The sequence below is a fragment of the Bacillus sp. JK62 genome, from assembly GCF_053663455.1.
The window spans coordinates 539032-560287 of record NZ_JBSJQA010000002.1 but is presented as its reverse complement, the minus strand read 5'-3'; the positions used below and the strand labels follow the sequence as shown (position 1 = coordinate 560287).

The 21256-nt window shown below is 46.9% G+C and carries 23 protein-coding genes; 7 read left to right on the top strand and 16 right to left on the bottom strand.

Features of this window, described 5'->3' with window-relative positions; translation table 11 throughout:
• Positions 1 to 81 precede the first annotated feature (81 nt).
• Positions 82 to 1098 (top strand): NADPH dehydrogenase NamA, encoded by a 1017-nt coding sequence (namA, locus tag ACWJJ4_RS08105; protein ID WP_102422724.1) that lies wholly within the window; start codon positions 82 to 84, stop codon positions 1096 to 1098.
• Positions 1099 to 1211: 113 nt separating this feature from the next.
• Positions 1212 to 1985 carry an alpha/beta fold hydrolase gene (locus ACWJJ4_RS08100; protein ID WP_102422723.1) on the top strand — a complete coding sequence of 258 codons (774 nt, stop codon included), beginning with the start codon at positions 1212 to 1214 and terminating at the stop codon, positions 1983 to 1985.
• A gap of 49 nt (positions 1986 to 2034) precedes the next feature.
• Here the strand turns inward: ACWJJ4_RS08100 and rpmG are convergent, their stop codons facing one another.
• Together rpmG and rnz are read right to left on the bottom strand one after the other, a co-directional pair.
• Complete coding sequence (rpmG, locus tag ACWJJ4_RS08095; protein ID WP_003153246.1) at positions 2035 to 2184, bottom strand: 50S ribosomal protein L33; 150 nt, start codon at positions 2182 to 2184, stop codon at positions 2035 to 2037.
• Between the two features lie 78 nt (positions 2185 to 2262).
• Positions 2263 to 3189, bottom strand: a complete 927-nt coding sequence (gene rnz / locus ACWJJ4_RS08090; protein WP_146277145.1) for a ribonuclease Z — start codon at positions 3187 to 3189, stop codon at positions 2263 to 2265.
• A 208-nt stretch (positions 3190 to 3397) separates the two neighbouring features.
• Here rnz and zwf point away from each other — a divergent pair, with 208 nt between their 5' ends.
• Positions 3398 to 4867 carry a glucose-6-phosphate dehydrogenase gene (zwf, locus tag ACWJJ4_RS08085; RefSeq protein WP_454021561.1) on the top strand — a complete coding sequence of 490 codons (1470 nt, stop codon included), beginning with the start codon at positions 3398 to 3400 and terminating at the stop codon, positions 4865 to 4867.
• 91 nt (positions 4868 to 4958) lie between these two features.
• Here the strand turns inward: zwf and gndA are convergent, their stop codons facing one another.
• A complete protein-coding gene (gene gndA / locus ACWJJ4_RS08080; RefSeq protein WP_003153241.1) occupies positions 4959 to 6368 on the bottom strand; it encodes an NADP-dependent phosphogluconate dehydrogenase in 1410 nt (469 codons plus the stop codon).
• A gap of 108 nt (positions 6369 to 6476) precedes the next feature.
• Entirely contained in the window at positions 6477 to 7721 is a 1245-nt protein-coding gene (locus ACWJJ4_RS08075; protein WP_003153240.1) for a DNA polymerase IV, read from the bottom strand.
• Positions 7722 to 7796: 75 nt separating this feature from the next.
• Here ACWJJ4_RS08075 and ACWJJ4_RS08070 point away from each other — a divergent pair, with 75 nt between their 5' ends.
• Together ACWJJ4_RS08070 and ACWJJ4_RS08065 are read left to right on the top strand one after the other, a co-directional pair.
• Positions 7797 to 8078, top strand: a complete 282-nt coding sequence (locus ACWJJ4_RS08070; RefSeq protein WP_003153239.1) for a hypothetical protein — start codon at positions 7797 to 7799, stop codon at positions 8076 to 8078.
• Between the two features lie 32 nt (positions 8079 to 8110).
• Complete coding sequence (locus tag ACWJJ4_RS08065) at positions 8111 to 8947, top strand: membrane protein insertase YidC (protein ID WP_070082081.1); 837 nt, start codon at positions 8111 to 8113, stop codon at positions 8945 to 8947.
• A 119-nt stretch (positions 8948 to 9066) separates the two neighbouring features.
• On the opposite strand, the gene ACWJJ4_RS08060 is transcribed toward ACWJJ4_RS08065, so the two are convergent.
• The 3 genes from ACWJJ4_RS08060 to mce are packed head-to-tail and all read right to left on the bottom strand — an operon-like array spanning position 9067 to position 12137.
• Positions 9067 to 10182 (bottom strand): tripeptidase T, encoded by a 1116-nt coding sequence (locus ACWJJ4_RS08060; RefSeq protein ID WP_003153237.1) that lies wholly within the window; start codon positions 10180 to 10182, stop codon positions 9067 to 9069.
• A 16-nt stretch (positions 10183 to 10198) separates the two neighbouring features.
• On the bottom strand, positions 10199 to 11722 hold the full coding sequence (locus tag ACWJJ4_RS08055; protein WP_077722572.1) for an acyl-CoA carboxylase subunit beta: 1524 nt from the start codon (positions 11720 to 11722) through the stop codon (positions 10199 to 10201).
• Positions 11709 to 12137 (bottom strand): methylmalonyl-CoA epimerase, encoded by a 429-nt coding sequence (mce, locus tag ACWJJ4_RS08050; RefSeq protein ID WP_069473494.1) that lies wholly within the window; start codon positions 12135 to 12137, stop codon positions 11709 to 11711. The genes ACWJJ4_RS08055 and mce overlap by 14 nt, the downstream gene beginning before the upstream one ends.
• 93 nt (positions 12138 to 12230) lie before the next feature.
• On the opposite strand from mce, the gene prli42 reads away from it, so the two are divergent.
• Positions 12231 to 12326, top strand: coding sequence for a stressosome-associated protein Prli42 (gene prli42, locus ACWJJ4_RS08045; protein ID WP_007408390.1), 96 nt, complete (start codon positions 12231 to 12233; stop codon positions 12324 to 12326).
• 13 nt (positions 12327 to 12339) lie between these two features.
• Here prli42 and ACWJJ4_RS08040 read toward each other — a convergent pair whose 3' ends face one another.
• The 6 genes from ACWJJ4_RS08040 to brxB form a co-directional block, all read right to left on the bottom strand.
• A complete protein-coding gene (locus ACWJJ4_RS08040; RefSeq protein WP_003153233.1) occupies positions 12340 to 12870 on the bottom strand; it encodes a L,D-transpeptidase in 531 nt (176 codons plus the stop codon).
• A gap of 70 nt (positions 12871 to 12940) precedes the next feature.
• Positions 12941 to 13894, bottom strand: a complete 954-nt coding sequence (locus tag ACWJJ4_RS08035) for an aromatic acid exporter family protein (protein WP_454021560.1) — start codon at positions 13892 to 13894, stop codon at positions 12941 to 12943.
• A gap of 76 nt (positions 13895 to 13970) precedes the next feature.
• Positions 13971 to 14693, bottom strand: coding sequence for an amino acid ABC transporter ATP-binding protein (locus ACWJJ4_RS08030; protein ID WP_003153229.1), 723 nt, complete (start codon positions 14691 to 14693; stop codon positions 13971 to 13973).
• Positions 14686 to 15345, bottom strand: a complete 660-nt coding sequence (locus ACWJJ4_RS08025; RefSeq protein ID WP_454021559.1) for an amino acid ABC transporter permease — start codon at positions 15343 to 15345, stop codon at positions 14686 to 14688. Before ACWJJ4_RS08025 ends, ACWJJ4_RS08030 begins: the two co-directional genes overlap by 8 nt.
• Before the next feature lie 61 nt (positions 15346 to 15406).
• The gene (locus ACWJJ4_RS08020; RefSeq protein ID WP_003153224.1) at positions 15407 to 16174 is read right to left on the bottom strand and encodes a transporter substrate-binding domain-containing protein; all 768 of its coding nucleotides are present in this window, start codon (positions 16172 to 16174) and stop codon (positions 15407 to 15409) included.
• A gap of 244 nt (positions 16175 to 16418) precedes the next feature.
• Positions 16419 to 16856 (bottom strand): bacilliredoxin BrxB, encoded by a 438-nt coding sequence (brxB, locus tag ACWJJ4_RS08015; RefSeq protein WP_003153223.1) that lies wholly within the window; start codon positions 16854 to 16856, stop codon positions 16419 to 16421.
• 177 nt (positions 16857 to 17033) lie between these two features.
• On the opposite strand from brxB, the gene ACWJJ4_RS08010 reads away from it, so the two are divergent.
• Complete coding sequence (locus ACWJJ4_RS08010) at positions 17034 to 17936, top strand: YegS/Rv2252/BmrU family lipid kinase (RefSeq protein WP_339075768.1); 903 nt, start codon at positions 17034 to 17036, stop codon at positions 17934 to 17936.
• Between the two features lie 37 nt (positions 17937 to 17973).
• Here the strand turns inward: ACWJJ4_RS08010 and ACWJJ4_RS08005 are convergent, their stop codons facing one another.
• From ACWJJ4_RS08005 to ACWJJ4_RS07995, 3 genes are read right to left on the bottom strand one after another with little or no spacing between them, the layout of a single operon-like run.
• The gene (locus ACWJJ4_RS08005) at positions 17974 to 19236 is read right to left on the bottom strand and encodes a dihydrolipoamide acetyltransferase family protein (protein ID WP_454021558.1); all 1263 of its coding nucleotides are present in this window, start codon (positions 19234 to 19236) and stop codon (positions 17974 to 17976) included.
• A gap of 21 nt (positions 19237 to 19257) precedes the next feature.
• Positions 19258 to 20241: a 3-methyl-2-oxobutanoate dehydrogenase subunit beta gene (gene bfmBAB / locus ACWJJ4_RS08000; protein ID WP_003153216.1), complete on the bottom strand. Its 984-nt coding sequence runs from the start codon at positions 20239 to 20241 to the stop codon at positions 19258 to 19260.
• A 12-nt stretch (positions 20242 to 20253) separates the two neighbouring features.
• Positions 20254 to 21246, bottom strand: a complete 993-nt coding sequence (locus ACWJJ4_RS07995; RefSeq protein ID WP_454021557.1) for a thiamine pyrophosphate-dependent dehydrogenase E1 component subunit alpha — start codon at positions 21244 to 21246, stop codon at positions 20254 to 20256.
• Between the last annotated feature and the right edge of the window lie 10 nt (positions 21247 to 21256).

Below are 21256 nucleotides of genomic sequence, written 5' to 3'. Positions count from 1 at the left end.
TTCAGTTGTGAGCAGTTTATATGACTGAATGATCATGAGTTGTTATAATCAATGTCTAAAACATTCCGGGAGGCGAAATAAATGGCGAGAAAATTATTCACACCATGGAGCGTTAAAGATGTAACGATCAAAAACCGTATTGTTATGGCACCGATGTGCATGTATTCCTCACATGAGAAGGACGGAAAACTGCAGCCTTTTCATATGGCGCACTACATATCGCGTGCAATCGGACAGGTCGGCCTGATTATCGTGGAAGCGACAGCCGTTAATCCTCAGGGGCGCATTTCCGATCAGGATTTGGGCATTTGGAGCGATGATCATATCGAAGGTTTTGCCAAACTGACGGAACAAGTGAAAGCGCAAGGATCTAAAATCGGCATTCAGCTTGCGCACGCCGGACGTAAAGCTGAGCTTGAGGGAGACATTTACGCTCCGTCAGCCATTCCGTTCGATGAGCAGTCCAAAACACCGGCTGAAATGACGACAGAACAAATTAAAGAAACCATTCAGGAATTCAAACAGGCAGCGGCGCGCGCGAAAGAAGCCGGCTTTGACATTATTGAACTTCATGCCGCACACGGCTACTTAATGCACGAATTTTTGTCCCCTCTGTCCAATCACCGTACAGACGAATACGGAGGCTCACATGAAAATCGCTACCGCTTCTTAGGCGAGACCATTGAAGCCGTCAAGGAAGTCTGGGACGGCCCGTTATTTGTCCGTATTTCTGCATCGGATTATACAGACAAAGGGCTGGACATTGCGGATCATATCGGTTTTGCGAAGTGGATGAAAGAACAGGGAGTCGACCTCATTGATTGCAGCTCAGGCGCACTCGTTCAAGCTGATATTAACGTCTTCCCCGGCTACCAAGTGAGCTTCGCGGAGAAAATCCGTGAACAGGCCGAAATTGCAACAGGCGCCGTCGGTTTGATAACGACGGGAACAATGGCGGAAGAAATTCTGCAAAACAACCGCGCTGACCTTATTTTTGTCGCGAGAGAACTTCTGCGCGATCCGCACTTTGCAAGGAGTGCAGCGAAGCAGCTGAATACTGAAATACCGTCACCGGTCCAATACGACAGAGCATGGTGATGAAGAGACAGCCGGAGTTTTTCGATCCGGCTGTCTCTTTTTTTATTTTTCGAGAAACGATTGCCGAAGCTTCTCCGTCTTCCCTATAGAACCAATTAGAGGAGATGACTCCAATGAAAGCAGCATGGATGGAAAGGACATATCTGATTGACGGGTGTCCGTTTTATACGAAACACCGTAAAGGCGCCGGCGAAGTGACGATCGTCTTTGAAGCCGGCTACGGCACTTCTTCTGAAACATGGACATCATTACTCGCTGACATAGATGAAGAATTTGGGGTTTTCACATATGACAGAGCCGGAATCGGCAAAAGCGGACGAAGCCGAAACAAGAGGACGGCGGACCATATGGTACAGGAATTAAACGCTCTTCTTCTGAAGGCCGGCGTCAAGCCTCCTTACCTTGTCGTCTCGCATTCATACGGCACGATTATCAGCAGACTTTGGGCGAGCCGGAACCGTCGGGATATTCTCGGGATGGTGCTGCTTGATCCGGTTTCTGAGGATCAGGAGACGAAAGTGTTTCCGCTTCTTCCTGAAGAAATGAAGGCCGCCTATTTGAAACAGTTCAAATTGGAAGGATCACACGCGGAATTTTTAACGAGCCTTAGGCAGATCAAGCATCAGCAGATTCATTTCGGCGATATGCCGCTGTTGATTTTATCATCGGGAGAGCGGGATGAGCGCTTAAAGCACGCTCATGAACAATGGGTGAAACTGCACAGAAGCATGCTTGATGTCTCTTATCAAAGCGGATGGATTCAGGCCAAAAACAGTTCTCATGCCATTCACCACGATGAACCGCACATCGTCCACCTTGCCATTTATGATGTTTGGTGCGCGGTGCGCCAGCAAATGAATGCTCCTGCCTATCAGGCGGTAAACTGATAAAACAAAAGCCATTGTGCAACGGCACAATGGCTTTTGTTATCGTGATCTATTTTGTCTCACGATGCAAAGTATACTTTTTCAACCGGGGTGAATACTTTTTCATTTCTAACCGGTCCGGATTCGTCCGTTTGTTCTTCGTCGTGATATAATTTCTGTCCCCTGTCTCTGTACAGGCCAATGTAACATTCACACGCATCATTTTCACCCCTTATATAAATCGTAATTATTACGTTTTATTATATCTCATCAGAAAAAAATGTCAAGCGTCTATTTTTTAAGACCGCTCCACAGTGACCTCCATGAAGTCAAATGCGATCTTACTGTTCTCAAATACCGCTTTCGCCTCATGTTCGAGACGCTCTATCGGCGATTCACCCTGATACCTTGCGCTGATATGAGTTAAGATCAGCTGTTTGGCGCCTGCTTTTTTTGCCGTTTGCGCAGCCTGTTCTGTCGTCGCGTGATAATAATTATGTGCGAGCTTTGCATCTTCCTTGGCAAACGTCGCTTCATGAACAAGCACATCCGCATTGCGCGCAAGCTCCGTTACCCGCTCTGATGCCCTCGTATCCCCGGAAAAAGCGACGATTCTCCCTTTTTTCGGGGATTCCAGAAAATCCTGCCCGTTAATGATTCTGCCATCGTCAAGTGTGACCGTTTCGCCTTTTTTGAGTTTCTGATAGACGGGTCCGGGCGGGATATTCATTTCTTTCAATCTGCCGGCCTGCAATGCGCCGGGAATATCTTTTTCCTGAACCCGGTAGCCGAACGCTTCCACACCGTGAATGACGGATGCTGCGGTAACAATGAATTGCTCATCTTCAAAAACCGTCCCCTCTTCGATTTCATGTACGGTAAGAGGATACGTCAGATGAGTCGCCGTCACGTTCAGGCTTGTTTCGATAAAGGCTTTAATGCCTTTTGGCCCGTAAATCGTCAGCTCTTCTTCACCGCCCTGAAATGAACGGCTCCCCAACAGACCCGGAAGACCGTAAACATGGTCGCCGTGAAGGTGGGTGATGAAAATCTTTTCAATTTTCCTCGGTTTGATTGTTGTATGTAATATCTGATGCTGAGTGGCTTCTCCGCAATCAAACAGCCATACGGAACGCCTTTCTTCAAGAAGCTTCAGCGCGACGGACATTACGTTTCTCGTCTTTGCCGGCATGCCGGCCCCCGTCCCTAAAAATAATAATTCCACAATGCTTCCTCCTAGATCTTTGTACTACTAAGGATACAGGATCAGACTGAAAATGTGAATTCACCCGGGCCTTCTCCGGCCTGATTAATTTTTTTCCGCAAACCGCAAAAAACAGGCTGAAATGTTTGCTTTCAACGAATTTTAGATTTAAAATGAAGGAAATATGCGGGGTTTTAAACCATGCTTCAGATAAAGTGAGGTACTCTAAGTGAAAACAAACGACAAACCAAAAGCAGTAATTGTAATATTTGGTGCCACAGGGGATTTGGCAAAACGAAAACTTTACCCATCCATTCACCGTTTATATAAAAATGGTCAAATTGGTGAAGAGTTTGCAGTTGTAGGTGTTGGAAGAAGACCTTGGTCAAACGAGGACCTCCGGGAAACGGTTAAAACGTCTGTTTCTTCTGCCGGGCAAAAAGACATAGACGATTTCACATCTCATTTTTATTACCATCCGTTTGATGTAACGAATCCGGGTTCCTATCAGGAGCTGAATGTCCTGCTTGATCAGCTTGAACATACATATGAAATCCCGAACAACAGAATGTTTTACTTGGCGATGGCTCCTGAGTTTTTCGGCACGATCGCAAAATCACTTAAAAACGAAGGTGTCACAGCGACAAATGGCTGGTCCCGTCTCGTCATTGAAAAACCGTTCGGCCATGATCTGCCGAGTGCGAAAGAGCTTAACAAAGAAATACGCGAAGCTTTCACGGAAGATCAAATTTACCGGATCGACCATTACTTAGGCAAACAAATGGTTCAAAATATCGAAGTTATCCGGTTTGCGAATGCGCTGTTTGAGCCGCTGTGGAATAACCGCTACATCTCAAACATCCAGATTACGTCAAGTGAGGATCTCGGCGTTGAAGACCGCGCGAGATATTATGAAAAATCAGGCGCACTCCGTGATATGGTTCAAAACCATATTTTACAAATGGTCGCTCTCTTGGCGATGGAACCGCCGATTAAACTGAACACGGAAGAAATCCGCAGCGAAAAAGTGAAGGTGCTGAGAGCTCTCCGCCCTGTTGCTCCAAACGAAGTGAGTGACTTCTTCGTCCGCGGACAATACCAAGCGGGAACGATTGACGGAAACGCTGTACCGAGCTATACAGATGAACAAAATGTAGCACCGGATTCCAATACGGAAACATTCGTGTCCGGAAAGCTGTTAATCGATAACTTCCGCTGGGCCGGCGTTCCGTTTTATATCCGCACAGGGAAACGGATGAAAGAAAAATCAACGAAAATCGTCGTTCAATTTAAAGACATTCCGATGAACCTTTATTACGGCAATGAAACGAATGTAAATCCGAACCTGCTTGTCATCCATATTCAGCCGGATGAAGGCATCACACTATATCTGAACGCTAAAAAATTAGGCGGAGCCGCTCATGCTCAGCCGATTAAGCTGGATTACTGCAGCAACTGCAGTGATGAAATGAACACACCGGAAGCCTATGAAAAATTAATCCATGACTGTCTGCTCGGTGATGCGACAAACTTTGCCCATTGGGACGAAGTGGCGCTTTCCTGGAATTTCGTCGATGCGATTTCCGAAACGTGGGCAGCCGACAAAACCCTTTCTCCGAATTATGAAGCAGGGTCAATGGGACCGAAAGCTTCGGACGAACTTCTCGAAAAAGACGGCCTCCACTGGTGGAATATATAAGAAAAAATTAAAAAACCGCGGCGCCGTTCATGACGGCCCGCGGTTTTTAATATCAGGAAAAGCCCCCGCAATCAATGCGGGGGCTTCTTCATTACTTCATCCATTCAGTATGGAAAATGCCTTCTTTATCTGTGCGTTCATACGTATGCGCGCCGAAGTAATCACGCTGCGCTTGAATCAAGTTTGCAGGAAGCACTGCCGTACGGTAGCTGTCGTAATACGCAAGTGCGCTTGAGAACGAAGGTACCGGCACGCCTTGGGCTACGGCAAGTGAAATCACTTGGCGAAGGGCGCCTTGGTAGCTTTCTGCAATGTTTTTGAAGTAGCTGTCTAACAGCAGGTTATCAAGCTCCGGTTCACGGTCATATGCGTCTTTGATCTTTTGCAGGAACGCCGCGCGGATGATACAGCCGCCGCGGAAGATCATCGCGATTTCACCGTATTTCAGATCCCAGTTATATTCTTCAGACGCGGCTTTCATTTGGGCGAAGCCTTGTGCGTAAGAACAGATTTTACTCATGAAGAGCGCTTTTCTGACCGCTTCAATCAGCTCTTCTTTATTTTCAGTGACCGGCTTAACGTCTGGTCCGGACAGAAGGCCGCTTGCTTTCACACGCTCTTCTTTCATTGCGGAAATGAAACGCGCAAAAACAGATTCAGTGATAATCGGAAGCGGCACGCCTAAGTCAAGAGCGCTTTGGCTTGTCCATTTACCCGTTCCTTTTTGGCCAGCTTTATCAAGGATGACGTCAACAAGCGGTTTGCCCGTTTCTTCATCTTTTTTAGTGAAAATATCAGCCGTGATTTCGATCAGATAGCTGTCAAGCTCTCCTTTGTTCCACTCAGCGAATACTTCGTGAAGCTCTTCGGCAGACAATCCGAGCACCTGTTTCAGAATGAAATATGACTCAGAGATCAGCTGCATGTCACCGTATTCGATACCGTTGTGCACCATTTTTACATAGTGCCCCGCTCCGTCCGGGCCGATGTATGTCGTACAAGCTTCTCCGTCCACTTTAGCAGAAATAGCTTCTAAAATCGGTTTTACGAGTTCGTGCGCTTCCTTTTGGCCGCCCGGCATAATAGAAGGCCCTTTCAGCGCTCCCTCTTCACCGCCTGATACACCCGTTCCGATAAAGTGAATGCCGCTTTCGGCAAGCTCTTTGTTCCGGCGCTGTGTATCTTTATAGTATGTATTTCCGCCGTCAATCAAAATATCGTCTTTTTCCAGATGAGGAAGAAGAGATTGAATCGTCGCATCCGTTGCAGTTCCCGCTTTAACCATTAATAAAATTTTACGGGGTGTTTCAAGAGACTGGACAAACTCCTCAATGCTGTATGTGCCGACAACATTTTTGCCTTTTGCCTCTTCTAAAAACTCTTCCGTTTTGCTGCTTGATCTGTTGTATACAGACACAGAAAATCCCCGGCTTTCGATGTTAAGAGCCAGATTTTTACCCATTACCGCAAGACCGATAACTCCGATTTGTTGTTTTGACATATTCTAACGTCCCTTCTTCAAACGTTTAACCATTTTAAAATTTAAATTAAAATAAAATGATATTTATACTAAAGAAATTATCATACATAACCCCTTTTTTCAAGTTATTCACCTTTTCTTTTCATCCTGAAAAAAGTCTCTGTTAAAGCTCGTTCCCCTTGTTTTGCTTTCTTCTTTTTTTATAACGGCGCCTTTTCTGATCAGGTTTTGGCCGTACTTTTCATTCAGCTCGTTCATCATCTGAAAAATCGGCTCATCCTTTGCGTCCTCCTTGAATGAAAACAGATCAAGCTGTTTATACGCCTGCTGTTTTTCAACCAGTTCCGTCCCGGTGATGCCGAGAAGCCTTACCGGATTTTGGTTCCAGTGCTTGTCAAACAGTTCCATCGCCGCTTCCATGATGTCTTTTTTCTGATCAGCCGGATTGCTGAGGGTCATGCTTCTTGTGACCGTTTTCCAATCCGCATACCGAATCATGATGAACAGCCGGCAGGCCATGACCTCCTTACGCTGGAGCCGTTCGCTCACAGACAGCGCGAGCCGGTCAAACACGCCCGTTAATTCATCCCAGTCAGCCGAATCATGCGACAGGGTGGATGAGTTGCCGACGCTTTTAAATTCATAAATCCGCTCGGGATTGACTTCTGCAGGATGAATGCCGTTGGCTTTATCCTTCAGCCTCGGGCCGTTTATGCCGAGAAGCGTTTTCAGCGCATGTTCATCTCCTTTTGCCAAATCACCGATCGTTTTGATGCCGAGCGTTTTTATTTTTTCCGCAGTTTTCGTTCCTATACCGTGCATCTCTTCTATCGGAAGAGGCCATAAGACGTCCGGCAGCTCTCTTTTTCTTAAAATGGTGATGCCGAGCGGTTTTTTCATGTCAGACGCCATTTTAGCGAGAAATTTATTCGGGGCGATGCCGATGCTTGACGGAAGCAAAAGCTCTTTTTGCAATCTCGCCTGAATGTCTGCGGCTGTCTCATACGCCCTGTGTCTGTGCGGTGTGTCCGTAATATCCATGTATCCTTCATCAATAGAAACAGGCTCGACTAAATCCGTATACTCTCTCAGAATGCTGAACATTTCTTTTGACGAACTCCGGTAGCGGTCAAAATTCGGAGGCACGACGATGAGTTCCGGACAGAGGCGTTTTGCCCGCCACACCGGCATGGTGGTCTTTACGCCCCGCGCTCTCGCTTCGTAGCTGCAGGTGACGATGATTCCTTTCCGTTCCTTCACGTTTCCGGCAACGGCGATGGGTTTTCCTCTTAAAGACGGATCATACGCCATTTCTACAGAGGCATAAAAACTGTTCATATCGATATGAAATATAATTCTCCCTTTTCCGGCCACTCCCGGCGCCTCCTTTCCTTACATAGACAACCTTATATATATGTAGTAAAATAAGAGCTGAATGGATGTGATAAAATGATTCTTGAGTCAATGAATGACTTTTTATTTTTAGTCGATTTTTTCACAATTATTCTTCCCGCTCTGACCGCGATCGGCATCGCTTTTCTTTTGCGTGAGCGCCGCGCAGGCGAGCATTGGAGAACGAAACGAATAGATGAACATCAAGCAGTCGTTCAGCTGAACCGAACAGACTTTCTTATTATTATATATCATCGCATTACAACTTGGATACGTAAAGTCATCCGCATGAATTCACCGGCGAATGATGATGAAGATGTCAGCTTCCTCCTTTTATAACGGCAAGTGAAGATAAAAAGGAGGAGACATAATTGTCTAAAACATATCAAAAATGGATTGCATTCGGATTGTTTTTTATCGTACTGTGCACAGGCCGCTCGGCTTTTGCCGCGACATCTCAGACTCAGACGGGAGGCCTCGGGAATATCGGTTTTTTCCACGATTACCTGATCGAGCCGTTTTCGGCACTTTTAAAAGGGGTGGCGGGCCTGTTCCACGGTGAGTACGGACTGTCGATTATTCTGGTGACGATTATCGTCCGGATCGTTGTATTGCCTTTGTTTGTGAACCAATTTAAGAAACAGCGGGCGTTCCAGGAAAAAATGGCTGTGATCAAACCGCAGGTCGACAGCATCCAGGCTAAAATAAAACAAACGAAAGATGCGGAAAAACAAAAAGAACTGCAAATGGAAATGATGAAGCTTTACCGTGAGCACAATCTGAATCCGATGGCAATGGGATGTCTTCCGATGCTGGTGCAATTCCCGATTTTGATCGGTTTTTATTACGCCATCCGCTCAACGCCGGAAATTGCTTCACACTCATTTCTGTGGTTCAGCTTAGGGCATTCTGATATTCTTGTATCACTGTGCGCGGGGGCCATGTATTTCTTACAGGCTTATATTTCCCAAAAATTAAACGAGAAATATTCACCGGCTGCTCAAAATCCGGCCGCGATGCAGTCAGCAAAAATCATGGTCTTTATTTTCCCTGTCATGATGACCGTTTTTTCGCTTAACGTACCGGCTGCGCTGCCGCTTTACTGGTTTACAAGCGGACTGTTTTTGACAGTGCAGAACGTACTTTTACAGCAGACGCATCATAAAAAGAAACAGGCTGCGGCTCAGGCGGAGCCCGCCAAATCATAATACTGAAACCCTGCCGGAACCTATCCGGCAGGGTTTTTTTCTTGTATCTGCAAAGCTTTAAGCCAATTATCTTATCATGAAGAATGAAAAAAGCACCCAATCAACCGGGTGCTTCGTTTTTAGTTGGCCGCTGTTTCGATAATGGCAACGACCATTTCCGCCGTTTTGACGAGCTCTTCAATCGGCATTTTTTCATTTTTCGTATGGATTTGTTCATAGCCTACTGACAGGTTGACTGTCGGAATGCCGTGGCCGGCAATGACGTTTGCATCACTTCCGCCGCCGCTTGTCTGAAGTTCGCTCGGACGGCCGATTTTTGCCGCCGCTTTTTTCGCGACTTCCACAACCTGATCACCGTCCTGATATTTGAAACCCGGATACATGACCGCGATGTCCACTTCCGCGCGGCCTCCCATCTCAGCTGCAGCAGATTCGAAAGCTTCTTTCATTTTCTGCACTTGCGCCTCCATTTTTTCAGGCACTAATGAACGCGCTTCAGCCAGAATATCAACCTGGTCGCAGACGATATTGGTTTGCGTGCCGCCTTCGAAACGGCCGATATTAGCCGTTGTTTCTTTATCAATACGGCCGAGCGGCATTTTAGAGATTGCTTTTGATGCGATGGTAATCGCGGAGATGCCTTTTTCCGGTTCCACTCCCGCATGAGCCGTTTTCCCGAAAATGGTTGCTCTCACTTTCGCTTGTGTCGGCGCGGCTACAATAATGTTGCCGACTTTTCCGTCTGAATCAAGCGCAAAACCGTATTTCGCGGTAATGTCTGAACGATCCATTGCTTTTGCCCCGACTAATCCCGATTCTTCTCCGGCCGTGATAATGAATTCAATGGTGCCGTGCTCGATGTTTTGTTCTTTCAGCACTTTAATGGCTTCAAACATTGCGGCAAGACCCGTCTTATCATCAGCGCCGAGAATCGTCGTGCCGTCGGATTTTACATAGCCGTCTTCCACAATCGGCTTAACGCCTTTGCCCGGAACAACCGTGTCCATGTGGGATGTGAAATAAATCGTATCCGCATCTTTTGTGCCCTTTAACGTACAGATTAAGTTGCCGGCTCCATGCCCGGTCACTTCTTTTGTATCATCTTCTTTTACGCTCAATCCTAAATCAGTGAATTTTTGTTTGAGCACCTTGCTGATTTCCGCTTCATGTTTTGTCTCTGAATCAATTTGAACGAGTTCAAGAAATTCTTCAAGCAGACGTTTTTCGTTTACCATTTTCAGTTCCCTCCGTTTAAAGCGGTATATTACCGTGCTTTTTTTTCGGTCTTTCCTCTTCCTTATGCGCAAGCATGTCAAATGCCTGAATCAATTTTTTCCTCGAGTCTTCCGGCCGGATGATATCATCCACCATTCCGCAGGCCGCCGCTTTATACGGACCGGCGTTTTCCTTTTCGTATATGGCTTTTTTTTCGCGCTTCGTTTTCTCCGGGTCGCCAGAAGCCTGTATGTCTCTGCTGTATAAAATCGACGCCGCGCCTTCCGCTCCCATCACGGCGATTTCCGCATTGGGCCAGGCGAATACAAGATCTGCCCCGAGCCCTTTTGAATTCATGGCGACATAGGCGCCTCCGTAAGCTTTTCTGATGATGAGCGTCACTTTCGGCACCGCCGCTTCGGCAAAAGCATACAGCAATTTTGCTCCGTGACGGATGATTCCCGCATGTTCCTGCTGAAGGCCCGGAAGAAATCCCGGAACATCAGCGATCGTCAATAGCGGAATATGAAACGCGTCGCAAAAACGGATGAATCTCGACGCTTTGTCAGCGGCATCAATCGTGAGGCTCCCCGCCAAGTGTTTCGGCTGGTTTGCGACAACACCGACTGTACGCCGTCCGAGTTTCAGAAAACCGACAGCAATGTTTTTGGCAAAATACGGCTGAATGTCAAAAAACGTTCCGTCATCCGCCAGCTCTTTTATTACCTGTAACACATCGTAAGGTTTCGAACTGTCCGCGGGAACGAGGGTGTTTAATAACGGTCTGGCGTCTTCCTTTTTAACGGGTAGTGCCGTCTGTCCGCCGTGCGGGAGATAAGAAAGCAGGGTTTTCACAGCCGAAAGTGCCTCTTTTTCCGTCCGTGCGGAATAGTGGGCAATTCCGCTTATCACATTATGTATTCCCGCACCGCCTAAACTTTCCGCGTCAATCTGTTCACCCGTCACCTGTTCAATGACTTTCGGGCCTGTAATAAACATGTGCGACGTATGTTCCGCCATAATCACAAAATCCGTCAAAGCGGGTGAATAAACAGCACCGCCGGCACAGGGCCCAAGGATGACAGAAATTTGCGGAATCACTCCCGAGTAAAGGACGTTGCGCCTAAAGATATGACCGTATCCATTTAATGATACCACACCCTCTTGAATTCTCGCACCACCTGAGTCGTTCAGCCCGATGATCGGGGTTTTGTTTTTCGCCGCCAGATCCATTACCGCCGCGATTTTTTCCGCATGTGTCTCGCCGAGCGTCCCGCCGAGTACGGTAAAGTCATGGGCAAACAAATACACGGGCCGTCCGTCAATTGTGCCGTATCCGGTAACAACGCCGTCTCCCGGAGCATTCTGGCACCCGGGCGTGCGGCTTTTGGCAAACGGCTGCAGCTCTGAAAAACTGTCTTCGTCCAATAGATAGTCAATTCTTTCTCTTGCCGTCAGCTTGCCTTTTTTGTGCTGTTTTTCATTTTTTTCCGCTCCGCCGCCGTTTGTTAAAAAGGAACGTCTTTCGTTTAAGTGTCTGATATGATCACTCATGCTCATCTTGAGTTTCTCCTTTTTCAATTGTTTCACAAAGCTCAATCAGGACCCCGTTCGCCTCTTTTGGAGAGAGAAATGCGATCTTCTTCCCGCCCGCTCCGTTTTGCGGTTCATGATGGATCAAAGTCATGCGGCATGATTCAAGCTCCTTGATCGTTTCCTTCATATCGGCGCAGCGGAATGCCAAATGATGCAGCCCTTCGCCTCTTTTCTGTAAAAAAGAGCTGACGGGAGACGCGTCCGACAGCGGCTCAATCAGCTCAAGCTTTGTGCCTCCCGCTTCTAAAAAAGCAACTCTCACATTTTGGCCGTTTACCAGCTCGTCTCCCATATACGTAAGCCCGAGCATCCGTTCGTAAAATCCTCTCGCGGCTTCAATAGAGCTGACGGCAATGCCGACATGATCAAGTTTTTTCATAGCGCGGCCACCTGCTTTCCGCCATAGGATATGGCTTGTTCATACAAGCAAAACACGTTAAAATGGTAGACAGTAATCTTAAGGAGTGAAACAATGTCTCAAAAATTTATGAAAAGCGCCGTCATCGTCATTTTGGGCGTATTTATACTTTCAACCCTCCTCTCAGGCATTATGATGTATTTGCGGTAAAAAAGCAGGCGCCTCATTGCAAGGGGGTTTCCTGCTTTTTTATGAGGGCTTTCCGCTCTATTGCAATGTCCTCGAATGAGCGGTTTTCTTTTGTAATCAATACTTTCGTTCCGGGAGGGATAATCCGGAAAATACGGATGACATCCCGGTTTTTCATACGGATGCAGCCGTTTGATACAAACCCCCCGATCAGCTCTTCTCTGTTTGTTCCGTGAATGCCGTATATTCTGCCGTCGGTGCCTTTCGCATCAAAACCGATCCAGCGGACGCCGAGCGGGTTTTCCGGCGCGCCTCCCTCTACATTTTTCTTCCGGTAATACGGATTGACGGCTTTGACCGTTACCGTAAATTCTCCTTCAGGCGTCAAATCATCCGTTTTTCCCGTCGCTACCTGATAAATGCCTTCTATTCGGTTATCCTTCACAACAGCAAGCGCGTTTGTGGCTTTATTGACGATAATATAAGGGTCACCCGGCAAAGGGTTCGCGCCAAGCGGCCAAAGCGGAGACAGCAGCAGAGCGGCTGACAATAAAAAAAATCGCATGGGCTCCCCTCCTTTTTTCATTAGAATGACCAATGAAAGGAGGACTCATGCGATTGATCCATATGTTTTTTTACAGCTTGATGCCTTTGAAATAACTTTTAATCACGAGATATTGTTCCATCTCACCGAGGAGGTGGAACAAAGCCGCCCGCGCTTCAAACTCCTCGCGCGTTGCCGGGAGCGGCATTTCTTCAAATTCCGTTCTCATTTCTGCAAGTCTTTTTAAAAATTTATGAGCGGTATTGCCGGGATGAATGGCTTCCCTTAATTCATGGATGAAATGGGCGATTATTTTTCCCTGCTCCACCGTTATTGAAATAGAGGTAATCTTCGGCAGCAGCCGTTCAATGATTTCAAATTGTTTCTGTCTCATCTTAAAATAATGATAGTAGAGATTTTCATGGCGCAAAATATGATTCTGCACGTCCCGATAGGCGAGGTTTTTCGCCTCTTGAATCATCTGATGCGTCTCCGGTATTTCCTTCCCCGTCCAATCTTGCTCACCAGTTAACAAATACCGTTCGATTTCGGCGAAGATGACGGAAAAGTTGTCCTCGATTTTTTTCCTGTACGCCGCGAGTTTTCTGTCGAGGCTCGGCATATACAGATTCATTAACAGCGCGACGCCGATACCTACGGTGATCAGCTGGAACTCATTCCAGATAAACGCCATCGTAATGCCGCCGGACATATATAAATGAAGAATGATTACTGAACTGGTGACGATCCCTTCATTTATTTTTAAAACGACTGTAGTCGGAATGAACAGAACCAGCAATATTCCGATCGCAAACGGGTAATAGCCGATCAGTCCGAAAAAGACATATGAAAAGACGATCGCCAATAAACAGGCGGAAAATCGGGCCCACGAGGCCTGAAGCGACCGCTTTTGCGTAATCTGGATGCACAATATGGTGATGATTCCTGCGGATGCGAAGTTTTGCAGATGCAACAGCTGGGCTAAATAAATGGCCAGCGCCGTTCCAAGTGCGGTCTTTATTGTCCGGTAACCGATTTTAAACATTGCTTGCTCCATTCTGTTTGTTTCTTTCTCAAAAAAAAGAAGAAGAGCATTCTTCTTCTTTTCTTACAGTTATATTTTATAATATTTTTTCTAAAAAGTCCTGTGCTCTTTTTGACTTCGGAGAAAGAAAAAATTCTTCCGGCTGACCGTCTTCCACGATCGTCCCTTCATCCATAAATAATACGCGGTCTGCGACTTCTTTGGCAAATCCCATTTCGTGCGTTACGATCACCATTGTCATGCCCGTCTGCGCGAGCTCTTTCATCACCTCAAGAACTTCTTTGACCATTTCCGGGTCAAGAGCCGAGGTCGGTTCATCAAACAGCATGATGTCAGGATTCATGGCAAGCGCCCGCGCGATGGCGACCCGCTGCTTCTGTCCGCCTGACAAACGGTTCGGATAGTCGTTCCGTTTGTCAAGCAGTCCGACTTTTTCAAGGAGAGCGCACGCCTTTTCCTCCGCCTCCTTTTTAGACTCTTTCTTCACGCTGACCGGCGCGTATGTGATATTTTCAAGCACCGTTTTATGAGGAAACAAATGAAAATGCTGAAATACCATGCCGATATTTTCCCGCACTTTCAGTTTATTCGTTTTAGCTGCGGTGATTTCGTTTTCTTTAATGGCAATCGTTCCGCCGCTCGGGGTTTCCAGCAGATTTAAGCAGCGCAGAAACGTTGATTTGCCGGAACCGGAAGGGCCGATGACAGCGACGACTTCCCCTTCTTCGATCTGTGTTGAAATGTTTTTCAGTACTTCATGTTTCCCGAATGATTTTGACAGGTTGTCGACCTTAATCATTGGCTTTCAGCTTCCTTTCTATGCCTTTTCCGATGAATGCTAAGATCAAAACGAGCACGTAATAGATTAAGCCCGCCACAATAAGAGGTTCTAAATAGTTGTATGTTGCGGCGCCGGACTGGTAGGCCCGTCTCATAATGTCTCCGAGACCGATTACCGTGACGATCGCCGATTCTTTCGTCAAGGTGATTAATTCGTTAATAATAGCCGGAGAAATGTTTTTAAACGCCTGCGGCAGCAACAGATCTTTCATCATTTTTCCGTACGGCACGCCGAGAGCGACGGCAGCCTCTTTTTGTCCTTTGTCAATTGCGTTGATTCCCGCTCTGATAATTTCAGAGACGTAAGCGGCTGAATTGAGCGATAATGCGGTGACCGCCGCCCAAAATTGATCGATCTGAAAGCCGAGAAGCTGCGGCATACCGAAATAGATGATCATCAGCTGCAGCACGAGCGGCGTGCCGCGGAATATCGAAGTATAAAAATCCGCAATCCATTTCAGCGGACTGATCATGCTGATTTTAAATAAGCTGAGCACGATTCCTAATACAAGACCGATGACCGCTGAAACGAGCACAATTTTTAATGTGACCGCAAGGCCTTCCAATATAAAAGGAATTTGGGGGATTGTCGCTGAGAAATCCAAATTCATACGTGTGATCTCCTTTGTCTTTATTCAAGATAAAAAGCTCAACGAAAAGTTGAGCTTTCTTTTATTTCTCGTTGGTGAACCATTTTTTCTTCAGTTTTTCGATTTCTCCGTTTTTCTCCATTTCTTTCAGCGCTTTGTTAAACTTCGCTGTCAGATCACTGTCTTTGCGGAACGCAATCGCGGAGCCCGATTCGTCTGATTTCGCATCTGCTGACGCAAAGCCCTGCAGATCGTTATTTGAACTGAAATAGCCTTGTGCTACGATGTCTTCGATAATCGCGGCATCAAAACGCCCGGATTTGATCTCTTCCGTTAAGTCTGAGATCCGGTTGCGGTCTTCGAGCTGAAAACCGTATTTCGAAGCGAGCTTCTTGCCTTTTTCCTCTTGAATGGAGCCGAGCTGAACACCGACGGTTTTGCCTTTCAGATCATTCAGGGATTTAATGCTGCTTCCCTTTTTCGTAACGATCATATTGTTAGCAGTATAATAAATATCAGAAAAATCAACTTGCTTTTTCCGTTCCGGCGTAGGTGTCATTCCAGATAAAATCATATCTACCTGCTTGGACTTTAAGGCTGTAATCAGGCTGTTGAAGTCCATGTCCTGCACCTCAACGTCATAGCCGGTCTTTTTGCCCAGAGCTTTTGCCAGATCAACGTCAAACCCGGTGATCTGATCGCCGTCTTTATATTCAAATGGTTTATAGTCAGCCGATGTACCCATAATCAGCTTGTTCTTTCCGCCCTCTGAGCCTGAATTGCCTGATCCGCAGGCGGACAGCGCAAAGGTGATACATGCGGCAGCTAATACCAACAGCCATTTCTTCATGATTCATTTCCCCCATATCTACTGATCTCTTAAATTTGAATATTTATTCGTTAACTTGTATTTTAAACACTTTTTAATTGTGATGCAATACTATTTTTGAAAAATGTATTTTCCTTTCTGTGTTTATTATAGTCATTGTTTTTCCGATTAGTGACAGCTGAACGCCGGTGTATAAATATTTATATTTATACAGATTCCATATAAAAAACCCCGGAAGCGCTCGGCTCCGGGGTTTTTCTTTCACTTATACTTCTTCACAATATTCTTCAAATGCTTCCTGCAGTTTTGTGACGACGGCCATCGGCTCATGGCCTTCAATTTCATGGCGTTCCACCATTTTCATGATTTTCCCGTCTTTTAAAATGGCAAATGACGGAGAGGACGGCGGATAGCCTTCAAAGTATTCTCTCGCTTTGGCTGTCGCTTCTTTATCCTGTCCGGCAAATACCGTCACAAGCTGATCCGGGCGTTTATCGTAATGTACGGAATGGTACGCGGCAGGCCGTGCAATACCGCCTGCGCATCCGCACACAGAGTTGACCATAACGAGTGTCGTTCCTTTTTTCGAAAGCGCTTCGTCCACTTCCTCAGCGGTTTTCAGCTCTGTATACCCGGCGGCCGTGATTTCCTGGCGGGCTTGACGCACGACATCATTCATAAATAAATTAAAATCCATATTCAACTGGGACCTCTCCTTTTTGATCATCTCTTCTTATGATAGCAAGGAACCTCCCTATCGGCAAATGACACCGCTCATATCCAATTGTTTTTGTCCCTTTTATGTACCCGATGTAAGTTTATGACCTTTTAAAAACGGGAAACTTGTTAAAGAGATTGTCTGAAATAAAGGAGCAGTCGTATGAGCCAACGGAAAGCAGTATTAATTTATAACGGAAACGCCGGTCAAAAACAGATTGATAAAACGCTCGGCACGGTCGTCCCCATTTTGGCCCAGTCAGCTGACGAACTTTTGATTAAACCGACCAAACATCAGGATGATGCCCGTCAGTATTGTGAAAATCTCGACAGTTCAGTTGACCATTTATATATTTTAGGCGGAGACGGCACTGTGCATCAATGCATCAACAGCATCAGCAAACTTGATCACAGGCCCGCTGTCGGCATTTTGCCGGGAGGAACGTGCAACGATTTCTCACGGGCGCTCGGCATCCCGCAAAACCTTCAAAAGGCCGCTGAAGCGCTCGCGGCCGGACATAAACGGATGATTGACGTCTGTAAAACGGATGACGGCTATTTTCTGAACTTCTGGGGCATCGGATTGATCACCGAAGCATCAAGCCATATCAATGAAACTGAAAAAGCATGGCTCGGTAAAATCAGCTACTTCACGAGCGCCTTGCGAACGATGACAAGCGCGAACCCGTTTCCTGTCAAATTGACGATTGACGGCGAGGTGAAAGAAGACGAAGCCGTAATGGTGCTTGTCATGAACGGGCATTATATCGGGACAAACAGAGTTCCCCTGCCTGATGCCAGCCTCCGGGACGGCTTAGCCGATGTGTTAATCTGCCGCAACACAAGCCTTGCCGCGTTGCGGGAGCTGATGACGATGGAGCAGGGTTCATTTGATGATTTCAAAGGGGAGCTGTCCTATATTCAGGCCTCCAGGATTGAAATCGAAACCGGACGTGAAATGGACGCGGATACAGATGGCGAGGTATACGGAACAACGCCTTGTACGATCGAAGTGAAAAAACATCATCTCACTATGCTTGTTCCCGAGGATTCACAACGAAAATAAAAAAGCTCCTTTTGCCGCCCGGGCAAAAGGAGTTTTTTTAATAGACGGAAGTATGTTCGTCAATGTTTTCTAAGATTTCTTTGACGCGTCCGAGGAAACGGCCGCATACGAGCCCGTCAAGCACTCTGTGATCTAAAGACAGGCAAAGATTAACCATATCACGCACTGCGATCATCCCGTTATTCATGACAACCGGACGTTTGACGATTGATTCTACCTGAAGAATGGCCGCCTGCGGATGGTTGATAATGCCCATAGATTGAACTGAGCCGAAAGATCCCGTGTTATTGACGGTAAATGTGCCGCCCTGCATATCTTCCGCGGTAAGTTTTCCGTTTCTCACTTTTTTCGCAAGGTCCGTTATTTCTCTGGCTATGCCTTTAATCGTTTTTTCATCAGCATGCTTAATAACCGGAACAAACAGCGAATCTTCCGTGGCAACGGCAATGGAGATGTTGATGTCTTTCTTTTGGACGATTTTGTCTCCCGCCCACATGCTGTTCATCTGCGGGAACTCTTTGAGAGCCTGCGCCGCCGCTTTTACAAAGAAAGCGAAAAATGTTAAATTGAAGCCTTCTTTCTGTTTAAATGAGTCTTTTATCCTGTTTCTGTACTCCGTCATGTTCGTGACGTCGACTTCCATCATCGTCCAGGCGTGCGGAATTTCTGTTTTGCTTTTATGCATATTGGCGGCGATGGCTTTTCTGACGCCTGTAACCGGAATTTCAATATCACCGGCTGACAGAGCTGGTGCCGGCGCTTGTTTTTGCTGTTGTTTCGGCGCTTGTTGCGTTGTTTGAACGGCAGCCGGCGCCGGTGCTTCCGACTTCTGCTGCATTCCCGAATCAATGATCTTTTGAATGTCTTTTCGCGTAATTCTTCCGCCTGCGCCCGTTCCTTCAACTTCTTCAAGCTGAATGCCGTGTTCTCCTGCTAATCTGAGCACGGCCGGTGAATAACGCGCTTTATTTGACTGATTTTTACCTTGACGGTTTGCATCGGTGTCTGAAGGGGTATTCTGCTCTTCTTCCCGCTTCGGCGCCTCTTCGGTTTCCGTTTCTTCCGTTTCAATTTTGCAGATGATCTCGCCGACTGTAAGAGTCTGGCCTTCTTCTCCTACAAGTTCTGTAATCGTACCGGTAAAAGAAGACGGCACCTCCGCATTCACTTTATCCGTCATGACCTCCGCAATGGGGTCATATTTATTCACTTGATCACCGGGGGATACCAGCCACTTACTGATCGTCCCTTCCGTCACGCTCTCTCCGAGCTGAGGCATAGCCATTTGTTCAATCGCCATGTCAAAAACCTCCTTACGTCTTTAAAACTCCGCTAATTCTCTCATCGCGGCTTCCGCTTTGTCAGGATTCATCATGAAGTATTTTTCCATTGTCGGCGCATAAGGCATTGCCGGAACATCAGGACCTGCAAGCCGCTTGATCGGCGCGTCTAAATCAAATAAGCAGTTTTCAGAAATAATGGCGGCGACCTCGCTCATAATACCGCCTTCTTTCGTATCTTCTGTGATCAGCAATACTTTTCCCGTTTTAGACGCAGCTTCAATGATGGCTTCTTTATCTAACGGATAAACCGTACGCAAATCTAATACGTGCGCGGAAATTCCGTCTTTTTCAAGACGCTCGGCAGCCTGCAGAGCGAAATGAACGCATAATCCATACGTAATGACAGTAATGTCGCTGCCTTCGCGTTTTACATCCGCCTTTCCGATCGGAAGGACGTAATCATCCGCAGGGACTTCGCCTTTAATCAGACGGTACGCCCTCTTATGTTCGAAAAACAGCACCGGATCTTCGTCACGGACTGCGGCTTTCAACAGCCCTTTTGCGTCATAAGGAGTTGAAGGCATGACAATTTTAAGACCCGGCTGGTTGGCAAAAATGGCCTCCACAGATTGGGAATGATACAACGCGCCGTGCACGCCGCCGCCGTAAGGCGCTCTGATGACCATTGGACAGCTCCAATCATTGTTTGAACGGTAGCGTATTTTGGCCGCTTCTGAAATGATTTGGTTGACCGCAGGCAGAATGAAATCGGCAAACTGCATCTCGGCAATCGGGCGCATGCCGTACATCGCGGCGCCGATCCCGACTCCGGCAATCGCTGATTCCGCAAGCGGCGTATCCATCACCCGCTCTTCTCCGAACTGTTCATAGAGACCCGCCGTGGCTTTAAACACGCCGCCTTTTCTCCCGACATCTTCCCCGAGAACAAAAACGCGCGGATCTCTTTCCATTTCTTCTTTCATTGCTGCATTAATACTGTCAATATAAGACATTACAGACATAAGTATTCCTCCCTACTTCGCATAAACGTGATCAAGCGTTGATTCAGGAGATGCGTATGGCGCTTTCTCCGCTTCGTCTGTCGCTTCGTTTACGATAGCCATGATGTCATCCAGCATGGTCTTTTCTTCTTCTTCATCTAGAAGCCCGGCTTCTTGCAAGTATGCTTTGTATAAAAGAAGCGGATCCTGTTTCTTTGCTTCTTCTACTTCTTCGCGTTCTCTGTAGCTGCTGTCGTCGTCATCACTGGAATGCGGTGTCAACCGGTAGGAAACCGTTTCTATTAATGTAGGACCTTCGCCTTTAGATGCCCGTTCGCGCGCTTCTTTCACGGCCCGGTAAACTTCCAGCAGGTCATTTCCGTCAACTGTGACTCCCGGCATGCCGTAGCCTGCCGCCCGGTCGGAAATATTTTCGCACGCCACCTGTTTGTCATACGGAACAGAAATAGCATACTTATTGTTTTCACACATGAAAATGACCGGCAATTTATACACGGCGGCAAAGTTTGCCCCTTCGTGAAAATCCCCCTGGTTGGAAGATCCTTCTCCAAAGGTAACGAAAGAGACGATATCCTTTTTATCCATGCGTCCCGCAAGCGCGATTCCGACTGCGTGAGGCAGCTGCGTTGTCACAGGGGATGAGCCCGTTACGATTCTGTTTTCCTTTTGCCCGAAGTGGCCCGGCATCTGCCTTCCGCCTGAGTTCGGGTCAGCCGCTTTCGCAAAACCGGACATCATCAAGTCCTTTGCAGTCATACCGAATGCAAGCACAACTCCCATATCTCTGTAGTAAGGAAGCACATAGTCGGTATCACGGTTTAAAGCATAGGCCGCGCCTACTTGAGCCGCTTCCTGTCCTTGACATGAAACAACGAACGGAATTTTGCCCGAGCGGTTTAAGAGCCACATTCTTTCGTCGATTTTTCTGGCTAACAGCATGGTTCTATACATTTCAACGGCTTCTTCGTCAGAGAGCCCTAATGCTTGATGGCGGTTTGTAGTCATTCAAACCCCT